Below are 11,731 nucleotides of genomic sequence, written 5' to 3' on the forward strand. Positions count from 1 at the left end.
TAATCTTGCTTAAGGTGTCTGAATGATCGCGTTTTCCCATTCTCGGATGAATGTGCGGCGCTTCAGAGTATCCAGATAGGTGATCAAAGCGGGCTCAAGCGGGATAACGGCATGGCCGTCTGAAATTCGGCTGTCAGGCAGATGTGGCAACGGGAAATTCTGGTCAGACAGTCCGGAAAATCGCAGCTGCGTCAGGTGATGAATGAAGGCTTCTGCGATGGCCGGGCGATCTGTCTGTTTTGACGCGAGTGCTGTGCGCATCATCATGGTCGGAAAGGCGGACGGCAAAATAATACTGATCTGATCGTCTAATCCTTCACGGGCCAGCGCATAGCTGCCCAACACATTGTAAGCGACTAGGATTTTACCAGAAATCAGATCATCAAGCATTTCCCCGGAACAACAATACAGGCGGGCATTTAGGCTGCCCATCACTTCGGTTAGGCGCCAATAGGTTTCTGACGCGCGGGCATCCTGAGTGGCAAAAAGATAGCCAAGACCAGAGCTGCGCACATCATAGGTTGCCACTTTCCCACGGAATAAATCCGGGTTCGCGCGCAGCATATCGATCAGATCCTGGCGGGTGCGTGGGGGCGGGTTTCCCTGCAGCGCATTTTGGTTGATAACAATAGCCGCTGGTTCGGCGGTGAAGGCGAAAACACTGTTGCGCCATTGGGCCCAGCTGTCATGTTGAATGTCATTTAGGCGCAATGCAAATCCATCATTTGCAAGTTTCAGCTGCAGATCCATGGCGCTTGAGATCACCACATCATAGTGCTGGGGTGAGTTGCGAAACTGCCTGTCCAGATCTGCAGTTCCTGTCACGAGATATTCGATATGCACATTGGGATAGCTATCCTGAAAACTGTCAATCACCGGTGCAAAAACTGAAACATCTGTGCTAGACAAAATGCGCAATGTTGGACCGTTTCCAGTACCTTCAAAGGTGGCCTGTTCTTCCCAGTCCTGCGCAGTGGCAAGTGACACACAGCATAGATATATCAGAGAAATAAGGTAACGCATGCGCCGCCCTCCGGTTTGTTTCCTAGATGCAGCGTGCCACCGTGGGCCTGGGCGACATCTTGGGCTATTGTCAGGCCTAGACCCGACCCGATTGTGCCTTCGGCGTTGCAGCCGCGGGTAAAGCGTTCAGACAGTTTTGAGATTTCATCCGGGGGGAATCCGGGGCCTTGGTCGCAGACCTGAATTGAGATCTCGGGACTGTTGTGCATAGAAATATCGATGCGGCTGTCCCCGGGGGCGTATTTTAGGGCGTTGTCGACAAGGTTGCGCAGGGCGTTTTGCAGTAGGATCGGATCACCCGAATAGGGCATGCTGGGTTCGCCATGAACAAACAGGCCGATATCTTTCATGTCTGCGACAGGTGTGAGCCCCTGGACCAGTTCCGTGACAAGATCGGCAAGGTCCAGTGGGCGGCATTCCAGATGATCCGCACGAAAAGTAATCATCGCATGATCCAACAATTGACCGGCGGCGCGAGAGCTTTCATCAATGGCCCGGATCATCGCGCGCATCGCCTGACGGTTTTCTTCTTTTTCAACGCGTTGCAGGGTTGTTTCCGCATAGGTACGTACGGTTGCCAAAGGGGTGCGCACGCGATGGGCAGCTTCTGCGATGAAATCTTCTGATTGGGTCAGGGATTGATCCAGGCGTTGCATCAGGCTGTTGAGTGACGACACAAGGGGGGCCATTTCTGTGGGAACCGGGCCTTCGACTGGGCGCAGATCCTGGGGACCTCGGCGCGTCACAGATCCGGTCAATCGTTGCAGAGGACCAATGGTGGAGGCCGTAACCCGAAACGACATAGCAACCGCGAGAATAAAAAATGCGGCCCCGAACAATGTCACGTTTCGCGCAATTCCAGCAAGGGTGACGGATAAGCTGTCCTGGGTCTGTGCGACGGCGACACGAATGATGGTGCTGGTATTCTGACCGATCAGCATGCGCGAAGATGTGGCGATGCGCACTGTTGCATTGGACATAACTGCGGTGATGTGACTGGTTGTTCCAGCGTCAGCCGTCATATCCAGGGGCAGGTCGGGATAGCCCGACAGAAATGCATTGTCCTGGCGAATGGCGTAGAAAATGCGATCATCTGCAGGGGTGCTGAGCATCGAAAGCGAGGCATAGGGAAAATCGATTTCAACGACCCCATCACGAATAACGGCAGCGTCTAGGATAGACGTGACGGAGGCTTCTAACACCTCGTCCTGTCCCTGTTGGGCGATACGGGCGGCATAACTGTGAACCAGTAGGAACAGCAGAACCGTCAACAATGTTGCACCCGCGATCAGGGTGACCGTCAGGCGTATGCGCAAAGATCCGGAGGTGCGCAAATTATCCGACATGATCAAGCCGGTAACCAAGCCCGCGATGGGTGGAGATGCGCAGTTCCGATCCAGCAAGATGTTTGCGCAGACGGCCAATATAGACCTCGACCGCGTTCTCAGACACGTCTTCGTCATAGGAAAACAATCGATCCACCAGCTTTTGCTTTGAAAAGATCTGCCCTGGCGCGTTGATCAGAAGCTCCAGCAATCGCAATTCCCGGTTGCGTAGATCGACCTTCTGATCTCCAACAGTCAGATGCCCGGCGACCGGATCAAAAGACGCGCCGCCAAGTGAAATTACGGTCTGACGTGTGCCGGAATTCCGTCGCAGAACGGCCCGACAGCGGGCTTCAAGTTCGGCATGATCAAACGGCTTTGTGACGTAATCATCTGCGCCCGAATCCAGCATGCTGATTCTGTCAGAAACCTGGGAGCGGGCCGTCAGAACAATTACAGGCGTGTTCGTTTTCCCTGCTCTGTGCCATTTCAGAAAGTCTCGGCCATCCCCGTCAGGCAACATCACATCAAGCAGAATAAGGTCATAGTCACTGGTATGTGTAAATGCCCGGGCGTCAGAAATTTTGTCAGCATGATCAATGACATGTCCGTCAAGTTGAAGGCGCATCACAATTGCATTTGCAAGTTCTATATTGTCTTCAATTAGCAAAAATTTCATTGGATCATTTCAGTTTTTTCCGGCGTGACAGGTTTGTGTCAGGTTCGGATGGTTTCCTCTCTTCAATTGATCCGCGATGCGGGCACTTGTCAAATGGGAGGAAAAATCATGACAAATTTCAAACTTGGAAGACGTAGTTTTATGGCCGCGGCAGTGGCGACATTTGGCCTTGGCGCGCCGGTGTTTGCTGACGGGCATCAGGTTGTGGACAGCATCCACTTTTTGATCCCTGGCGGGGCAGGTGGCGGCTGGGATGGCACAGCCCGGGGCACAGGCGAAGCACTGACCGGTGCGGGCCTAGTGGGCACGGCATCTTATGAAAATATGTCCGGTGGAGGTGGTGGTAAAGCGATTGGCTTTATGATCGAAAACGCGGATAGCAATCATGGTACGCTGATGGTGAATTCCACGCCGATCGTGATCCGTTCTCTGACCGGTGTATTCCCCCATAACTTTCGTGACCTGACGTTGGTGTCGGGCACAATCGGTGATTACGCAGCGCTTGTGGTTGGCAAAGACAGCCCGGTCAACAATATGGATGATCTGATGGCTGCATATGACGCAGACCCATCCGGCACGGCGATTGGGGGCGGATCGGTTCCCGGTGGTATGGATCACTTGGTTGCCGCAATGGTTATGGAAGCGTCCGGGCGTGATGCGCTGGATGTGAAATATATCCCATATGATGCGGGTGGTAAGGCCATGGCCGCGCTATTGTCTGGTGAAATCGCAGCCCTTTCCACCGGGTTTTCCGAAGCTGTAGATCTTGCCAATGCCGGCGAAGTTAAGATCATCGGTGTCACATCCGAAGAACGTGTGGATGCTGCGCCTGACGCCATGACCATGTCTGAACAGGGTATCGAAACCGTGTTTGTGAACTGGCGTGGGTTCTTTGCAGCACCTGGCCTGCCGGCCGACAAATTGGCCGTGTATCAGGATGCGATTGCCCAGATGTATGACACACCGGAATGGGAAACCGTGCGTGCCCGCAATGGTTGGGTGAACATTCATAATTCCGGCGATGATTTCCGTGCGTTCCTAGAAGAACAGGAACAGGTGATTGGTGACCTGATGAAAAAACTTGGCTTTCTTTGATTTCATCCTGATCTGATCATCGAGGCAGAGCGTTCAGGCGTTCTGCCTCACCCTTCCGGGAGTATACCCTATGACCTTAGATCGTTGGATCGCCCTTATTTTACTCGGCATATGTGCCACCTATGGCTATGCGGCCTGGTTTACAATGGATGCTGACCTTGCCCCATTTATGCGCCGGAATCCGATCTGGCCAAGCACCTTTCCCAAAGCATTGTCTGTTCTGGGCATCATAGCATCCCTGATCATTTTGCTGGGCTTGGAAAAGGGCGAAACGTCGTCGGGTGACATCGATTATCGTCGCCTGCGCGATTACAATCTTGGTCAGGCCGTTTTGTTGCTGGCATTGATGGTTGCCTATGCCTTGTGCTTGCGGCCGATGGGTTTTTTGTTTTCCACCGTTGCGTTTCTTGCGCTTGGATCTTTCATCCTGGGGGAACGCAAATGGCATGTGATGCTACCCATTGCACTGATCGCAACATTCATCGTTTGGTATCTGGTGCAACAGGTCCTGGGGATTTACCTGCGCCCATTGCCCGGTTTTATAGGAGGCTGAAATGCTTGAAGGACTTCTGATAGGTCTTGAAACGGCCTTCTCACTGCAAAATCTGATGATGGTGATCGGAGGCTGTCTGATTGGTACATTTATCGGGATGTTACCTGGGCTTGGCCCCATGTCGATCATTGCCATCATGATCCCAGTCGCGATTTCTCTGGGGGATGCATCGGCAGCGCTGATCCTGTTGGCCGGGGTGTATTATGGGGCAATTTTTGGCGGATCGACATCTTCGATCCTGTTGAATGCACCAGGGGTGGCGGGGACAGTTGCCACCAGTTTTGATGGCTATCCCATGGCAAAGCAGGGCAAGGCAGGCAAGGCCCTGACCATTGCTGCGATTGCCAGCTTTTCTGGGGGGACAATTGGCGCGATCCTGTTGATGGTGTTTGCACCGGCACTGTCATCGGTCGCGCTGTTGTTCCATTCTGCGGAATATTTCGCGCTGATGGTTGTTGGTCTGTCCGCGATTGCTGCATTTGCGGGAACGGGACAGGTGGCCAAGGCCCTGATGATGACCACACTGGGTTTGATTATGGCGACCGTAGGCGAGGGGGCTTTGTTTAACCTACCACGTTTCACCATGGGGATTATGGATCTGCAATCAGGTTTTGGTTTTGTGACGCTTGCCATGGCAATGTTTGCCTTGCCTGAAGCTGTCTTTCTGATCCTGAACCCCACCAAAGCCGATGACGAAGGTGGTGGCGACATCAAAGATCTGCGTATTACCAGAACCGAGGCACGCGCCATTGCCCCGGTGATTGGTCGCCAGTCCCTGCAGGGGTTCTTTATCGGGGTTCTGCCCGGAGCCGGAGCCACGATCGCCAGCTTTCTTGGCTATGCGGTGGAACGCAACATTGCCCCAAAGGAAGAGCAGGAACAATTTGGCAAAGGGTCTATTAAAGGGCTAGCGGCCCCAGAAAGCGCAAATAATGCGGCTTGTACCGGGTCTTTTGTGCCGCTGCTGACGCTTGGTATTCCCGGTTCTGGCACCACAGCCATCTTGTTGGGCGCGCTGATTGCTCTGAATGTGACGCCCGGGCCACGTCTGATGATTGATGAACCTCAGGTTTTTTGGGCCGTGATTATGTCGATGTTCATCGGCAACCTTGTGTTGCTAATCTTGAACCTGCCATTGATCCCATACATCGCCCGGATCCTATCTGTGCCGCGGAACTATTTGATCCCGTTCATTTTGTTCTTCACACTGATGGGGGCCTATATCGGCCAGAATAATGCAACGGAATTGTTGTTGCTGGTTGGGTTTGGTGTCTGTGCAACAGCGTTGAAATTTGCCAATTACCCTTTGGCCCCTTTGTTGATTGGTTTCATTCTAGGCGGGATGCTTGAGGACAATTTTTCGCGTTCGATGCAATTGTATGACGGCATCGGCTTTATTTGGGAACGCCCGATGACACTGGGTCTGCTGGTGATTGCAGTTATTCTGGTCTTGCTGCCAGGGTATCGTTCCTGGAGAAAGCGTGCGACATTTGTTGCGGATGGTGACTAAAACATGACCCGCTAAGCCAGTGATTACATGTCGCTGGCTTAGCGGCCGTAAAGGGGTTCGTGCGAATTACACGCCAAGCCGAAAACAGATCGCCTGCAAGATCACAGCGTTTGTATTGAGATCGGCAAAGCCAACATCGGGGCGGCCCGTACTGTGATACAGGCCCGGTGCAAACCCGTTTTCAGCGCTTTCCATACCCTCACGAATGCGCGTGATCATAGCTTGTGTATAGGCATTGGGTTGTGTCGCATGCCAAAGATAAGCAGCCTTGCTGTTAAGCATTGAAAATTGATTTTTCAGCTCGCCATCGCGATACTGCCGCCGCCCGGCAACCAGATCAATATTCCAGCGCGTCTGATCCGACAATAGGTTCAACCCTTCGTAGATGAACCACGGGGCACGATTGACGGGGGCTTCGGATGTGGCTGTCAATTGGCCGGTGTTCATATAGTGCAGCCATTGCTGAGTGAACAACACGCGGGCCAGATATCCACTGTCGGGTGCATCGCCGAATTCAACGTGTTCCAACAACAAAGGCTCGGCGCCTAAAACGCCGATATCAGCGGCTTGCATCAGCACGGACATGCGTTGATCGGCGACTGGCCAATCGGTGTTTCGTGGCAAGTAGGGAGAGTTATGTTCAACACCAAAATGTCCGAAGGCGCGGCGTGAATAGTGACTGCAGTGCGATGCGAATGTGCTGGTTTTCCGACGCGTACCAACATTTTGTGGTGCATCATCGACGATCGTGTCAGCAAGATCCCAGCCCGCCAGTTTGCGTGCGATTAGGTCCTGCAGCCCGGGGTAACGCATCAAATGCCGAAACGCGGACAACAGGCGTGCGCAATCGCAACTGTTGAATTCCTGCTTCAAGGCGCGGCCGGTGTTGGTGGCGATTACACTGGGCGGCAGCGACATCCCTTGAAGAGACACCGCAGGAAGGGTGCCAATCACACGTCGGACACGGGCTTCAAAATCACTTTCGCCTAGCAGATTAAGCCTGAGCCCCGAATCTAAGCCAAATAGCAAAGATCCCACATCCCACATGGTGGCCTGCTGATGCAGATAGGATCGTTCCCCCGCCGAAAATACGGTGGTTGGGCAAAGGCCTGTCATGGGGTGTTCTCGCTGAAGGATGTACTTCCATGCATGTGCAGCATCTTGTTGAAGGGCCGTGCGTTCCCCTAGGGAGATCGGTGTTGGATCCAATTTTGTTTGGGTGCGAAAGATCATTTCATCGAAATACGCGCCATAAACCGGATCATCGGGCAACAGCATATCGGGCAGCTGTTGCTTGGCCACAAATATACGTGTGGGCGCTTGCGTCATGGCCCGTAAGGTTTGCAACGCTTTTTGATGTAGCCTTTGATCATTGGCGGGCAAGGCGCGCAGATCAATGACACAATCAGCCTTCTCGCCACAATCCGAAGGTAGGTTTTCAACGTCTGCGGCTGTTTGTGGCCGTAAACGATGGGCCTGCACGGGTATCCCCTGGGTATTAATACCGCTGTGGGCGGGGATATCGGTTGATGTAAGATATGTGATCAAAGATGCAATTTTGTGCTGTTGTATGTCATTAGGATCGGTCCGTTGAACGTCAAATTCACGAGGGGTGATCTGTGTTAATAGAGGCAGGTTTTCGGCACGAAGCATGCTTGTGAGGAGGTTCTGGGTATTCTCAGGTTCAGCCACAAGAAATATTCTCTGCGCATAGCCCGGGTTTCTTTGAAGATGCAGATCGGATGCCAGCACTGGTTGTAAACCCTGCGCCAGAAACAGTCTCTGACATTGTTCGGTGATGCGCGTTGCTGCTAAATCCAGAGATTCCGATCTATATCCAAGGATATATTCCAGATCTATCATCAATGCGAAGTCTTTCGTTTCGCCAGTGAGGTTTGCAATTCTGAGCTGTATTTCAGATATCGATTCTGAATAGAGAACGCCAGGCGTAATTTCAATTGAATTGACAAATTGTGACCGACTATTTTTAGATGGCCCCGCTACTAGGTTTCGCAGACCTGCCACGCGGTAACCAGACATGTTTTCCCGGATCATATCTGCGGGTAGGGTTGCAGAAACCACCTGATTTTGGCGGGTCAGCTTTCCGGAAATGCTCGGTATATCTGTCAATTGTTTTGCCGCGTCGTATACGGCTCTGGCTTGGAAATACGGAGATAGCTCTGATACTTCCGTAATCGATTGAAATATATTTATAAAGCCGGGGTATTCTAGGCTGGCCTGATCAAGAAAACCCCATAATTCCCTGCCATCATTCCGATCATATCCTTCCCAGGCCCCTGCAGAAATTTCAACCGAAACCGGAAGGCCCGCCGCCAAAAATGGGGTAAGAATTTCATACAAATCCTGTTTTGTCATGCCCGGGCGAATGCCCTGTAAGACAATCGTGAAGTAGCGCGCACTGGGACTGATCCGAGCCTGAAGCCCGGAGGTCGTTAGCGCAGAAAGTGCAGTCCAAAGTATCAATCTCCGGGTAAACATCAATACAACCCCCGATAGAAATTATAGTTTTGAATTCAAATTCAGAATTTGGATAAACCCTTTTCTATTCTTGACGAGTTTACGCTTGTTGCAAGTAAAATTAAGGCATATTTTTTGAGATTTGGTATTTTATTATGAATGTTTATTCGGAGATCCATTCCCTTGGAGTGGCCTCAGAATCCAAGAGGCTACGTCAGGTTTTCCGCACGCAAAACCGACTGCGTGCCCGTTGTGCTATTTGCATTGTGACTGCTGTTTTGGTGGGTATCATTCTTTGGAACGGCTTGCTGTTTCGTTCGGTGCAATCTGAAACAGGCGTCGATGGGGCTGGATTGGTTGCTGCACAAACAGCTTCGACACGTGATCACGGATTGTTTGCGCAAGTGTTTCAGCCTGATCCTGAAGTCGGGCATTTCGCTGTTAAGGGGCCCGCGCCCGATGGCGAATGTGACCCGAATAAAGCACAGCATCGGAAAATTTTCGGCAGTTTACCCGCAGATACATCTGCGTTGACGCAAGCATTGGCGCAAAGTTGCGCGCGATTTGATCTACTGATGCCCGATTGGTTCATGGTGGATGATCGTGGATTGCGCCTGGTGCCAGAGCTTTCAACCATACCACGGCCCGAAGGGGTGTTGATACTTCCAGACTTGCCAGCAAATACTGTGCTGCCTTTGATAAGGGCATCGGGATTGCCCCCATCAGAAGCACGCCTGCAGTCTGACATCAGCACCCTTTCCGTCGCGTATGATATCCCCGGTTTTTGTTTGAACCTGTCAGAGTTGCAGGGCAGCCATCAACAGGCCTGGATTTCTTTTGTTACAGGCCAGAATAACGCCTTGCTGTCTTGTCTTGTGGTGGCTGCGGAACAGGTCACGCAATTGCCTGATCCGCTTGTTGCGCAAATGGAGAAAATTGTTGTTCTGGCCTTTCCTGGGAATGTAACAGGTGCCCCGGCCGCGCTTGTTGAGCAACGTTGGTTCGAACAGATCGTGCCTGAAATCGTTGCACATCTACCTGCGGAAAAGCGGATGTTGATGTTGGCGGCTGAAGGCAGAAGCTGGCGCAGTGGACAGGGCGGATCTGAGGCAATTGGCTTTGCGGATATTATGCAGCGCCTACAGCGTTACGCCACCCGCCCGTATTTTGATCCGGTGTCTGGAAATAGCAGTGCCGGATATATCGATGAGAACGGGCAACGCCATCAGATTTGGTTTGCGGATGCGGTGACCCTGTTCAATCAAATGCAGGTTTTAGATAAAAATGGGATTGAAGATATTGGCGTCTGGAACTTGGGCCATGCAGACCCCGGGGTCTGGAGCTTGCTGCAGGGCCCATTGGATGTGGCTCATCTCAGAATATCTGACTTGTCTCGGCATATTGGCTACACCGGCGTGGGGCCATTTCATTCATTTGAGCATGCTCCAGTCACAGGTCGGCGTAACATTGATGTGTCTGAGGGGCGTATCATCGGGGTAAGTTGGGCAGAATTGCCACGTCCATGGCAGATCCGGCGCTGGGGTGCACCCCAAACGGATCTGATTGCACTGACATTCGATGATGGGCCGGATGAACGTTATACCGGGCGTATCCTGGATATCCTGCGTGATCATAACGCGCCAGCTACGTTTTTCGCATTGGGGGCATCCATGCTGGGGCAGAATGATATGATGCGACGCATGCAGGCGGAAGGGCACACATTTGGCCTGCATGGGTTTTCGCATTCTCACCTAGAAGACATGGGGGAATGGTGGCTGGAAAGCGAAATACGTCTGCAGCAAAGAATGTTCGCAACAATGACAGGCCAGAAACCGATCCTGTTTCGCCCCCCATATGTGCCTGGAAGTGGCCCTTTGCGCCCGGATGTTGCCCGCCAAATGCAGCGGGTAGATGCCATGGGCTACATCACACTTGGCAGTGATATTGTGCCGCCTGATTGGACGGATTTAAGTGCGGATGAGATCACAGATTATGTCGTATCAGAGGTTCAGGCAGGAAAAGGCAATGTTATTTTGCTGCATGATGGGGGTGGTGATCGCGAAAACACTGTCAAAGCTTTGCCGGAAATTATCGTTCAATTGCGATCACTTGGGTACGAATTTACAGATGCAGCTGGTCTGATTGGACACGAGAACTTGGACCTAATGCCTTTATCCGACCCCGGGGGTATTGTCGAAACTATGTCCTTTGCCGTTGCCGGCTTTTTTCGGAACTATTTTCATATCGGTTTCGCCCTGATGATTGGAATTGGACTTTTACGCTGTCTTATTATGTTGCTGGGGGTCTGGAAGCGACGCCCGGCAGCAATGACGGATCTTGAGTGGGCACCATCCGTTTGCGTGATTGTCCCGGCTTACAATGAGGAAAAAGTTATCGTGCGCACCGTTCGTTCAATTCTGGCATCTGATTACAAAAACCTTTCCGTTCTTGTGATCAATGACGGCTCCACGGATGATACACTCGTTGAACTTTATGGTGCTTACGCGACAGACGGGCGGGTTACAGTTCTGTCTCAGCGTAATCAGGGGAAATGGGCCGCCGCAAATACAGCAGTCGCGTGTAGTCGGTCAGACATCATCGTGGCCATTGATGCTGATACGCTGGTTGATCGGGATGCCATTCGTCTTTTGGTGCAACGCATGTCTGATCCAAAGGTCGGGGCGGTGGCTGGGAATGTTCAGGTGGGCAACCCGAACCAGATGCTGACACGCCTTCAAGCGCTTGAATACATCTCTGCGCAGCAGATTGAACGGCGCACATATGAAACCGTGAATGGGATTATGGTTGTGCCCGGTGCGATTGGGGCCTGGCGGCGCGATGCCCTAAAAGCAGTTGGGGGGTATTCCGCAGAAACCCTGACAGAAGATGCGGACCTGACGGTTTCGATCATCCGGGCTGGATATCGTGTGGAATTTGAAGAACGGGCGCACACCTGGACCGAAGCACCAGAACACCTGCGCGGCTTCATGGCCCAGCGTTTGCGCTGGACCCTGAGAGTACCCCAAAGCGTGGGGCAATTATGCTGCCATTTTCTGATCACCGTCTGA

Annotated in this window: 8 protein-coding genes; 4 read left to right on the top strand and 4 right to left on the bottom strand. The window is 52.3% G+C overall.

Features of this window, described 5'->3' with window-relative positions; genetic code table 11:
• Positions 1-9: 9 nt before the first annotated feature.
• Genes ACPGUT_RS10425 through ACPGUT_RS10435 form a run of 3 tightly spaced genes read right to left on the bottom strand, consistent with a single transcriptional unit; the run spans position 10 to position 3,027 of the window.
• Positions 10-1,023, bottom strand: a complete 1,014-nt coding sequence (locus ACPGUT_RS10425) for an ABC transporter substrate-binding protein (protein WP_423991085.1) — start codon at positions 1,021-1,023, stop codon at positions 10-12.
• Positions 1,002-2,369, bottom strand: a complete 1,368-nt coding sequence (locus ACPGUT_RS10430) for a sensor histidine kinase N-terminal domain-containing protein (protein WP_423991087.1) — start codon at positions 2,367-2,369, stop codon at positions 1,002-1,004. The genes ACPGUT_RS10425 and ACPGUT_RS10430 overlap by 22 nt, the downstream gene beginning before the upstream one ends.
• Positions 2,359-3,027, bottom strand: a complete 669-nt coding sequence (locus tag ACPGUT_RS10435; protein ID WP_423991089.1) for a response regulator transcription factor — start codon at positions 3,025-3,027, stop codon at positions 2,359-2,361. Before ACPGUT_RS10435 ends, ACPGUT_RS10430 begins: the two co-directional genes overlap by 11 nt.
• A gap of 108 nt (positions 3,028-3,135) precedes the next feature.
• On the opposite strand from ACPGUT_RS10435, the gene ACPGUT_RS10440 reads away from it, so the two are divergent.
• The 3 genes from ACPGUT_RS10440 to ACPGUT_RS10450 all read left to right on the top strand — a co-directional run bounded on the left by ACPGUT_RS10440 (position 3,136) and on the right by ACPGUT_RS10450 (position 6,185).
• A complete protein-coding gene (locus ACPGUT_RS10440) occupies positions 3,136-4,122 on the top strand; it encodes a Bug family tripartite tricarboxylate transporter substrate binding protein (protein WP_423991091.1) in 987 nt (328 codons plus the stop codon).
• A 70-nt stretch (positions 4,123-4,192) separates the two neighbouring features.
• Positions 4,193-4,675, top strand: coding sequence for a tripartite tricarboxylate transporter TctB family protein (locus tag ACPGUT_RS10445; protein WP_423991093.1), 483 nt, complete (start codon positions 4,193-4,195; stop codon positions 4,673-4,675).
• 1 nt (position 4,676) lies between these two features.
• Positions 4,677-6,185: a tripartite tricarboxylate transporter permease gene (locus ACPGUT_RS10450; RefSeq protein WP_423991095.1), complete on the top strand. Its 1,509-nt coding sequence runs from the start codon at positions 4,677-4,679 to the stop codon at positions 6,183-6,185.
• Between the two features lie 66 nt (positions 6,186-6,251).
• On the opposite strand, the gene ACPGUT_RS10455 is transcribed toward ACPGUT_RS10450, so the two are convergent.
• Entirely contained in the window at positions 6,252-8,315 is a 2,064-nt protein-coding gene (locus ACPGUT_RS10455; protein WP_423991097.1) for a DUF3131 domain-containing protein, read from the bottom strand.
• Positions 8,316-9,928: 1,613 nt separating this feature from the next.
• Between ACPGUT_RS10455 and ACPGUT_RS10460 the strand changes: the two genes are divergently transcribed.
• A complete protein-coding gene (locus ACPGUT_RS10460) occupies positions 9,929-11,731 on the top strand; it encodes a glycosyltransferase (protein ID WP_423991099.1) in 1,803 nt (600 codons plus the stop codon).

This window comes from Halocynthiibacter sp. (genome assembly GCF_049608145.1).
GTDB lineage: Bacteria > Pseudomonadota > Alphaproteobacteria > Rhodobacterales > Rhodobacteraceae > Halocynthiibacter.

What these genes read in the sequence shown, in the direction of transcription:
- ACPGUT_RS10425 (WP_423991085.1), bottom strand. Translation starts at nt 1,023, where the DNA reads ATGCGTTACCTTATTTCTCTGATATATCTATGCTGTGTGTCACTTGCC.
- ACPGUT_RS10430 (WP_423991087.1), bottom strand. Translation starts at nt 2,369, where the DNA reads ATGTCGGATAATTTGCGCACCTCCGGATCTTTGCGCATACGCCTGACG.
- ACPGUT_RS10435 (WP_423991089.1), bottom strand. Translation starts at nt 3,027, where the DNA reads ATGAAATTTTTGCTAATTGAAGACAATATAGAACTTGCAAATGCAATT.
- ACPGUT_RS10440 (WP_423991091.1), top strand. Translation starts at nt 3,136, where the DNA reads ATGACAAATTTCAAACTTGGAAGACGTAGTTTTATGGCCGCGGCAGTG.
- ACPGUT_RS10445 (WP_423991093.1), top strand. Translation starts at nt 4,193, where the DNA reads ATGACCTTAGATCGTTGGATCGCCCTTATTTTACTCGGCATATGTGCC.
- ACPGUT_RS10450 (WP_423991095.1), top strand. Translation starts at nt 4,677, where the DNA reads ATGCTTGAAGGACTTCTGATAGGTCTTGAAACGGCCTTCTCACTGCAA.
- ACPGUT_RS10460 (WP_423991099.1), top strand. Translation starts at nt 9,929, where the DNA reads ATGCAGGTTTTAGATAAAAATGGGATTGAAGATATTGGCGTCTGGAAC.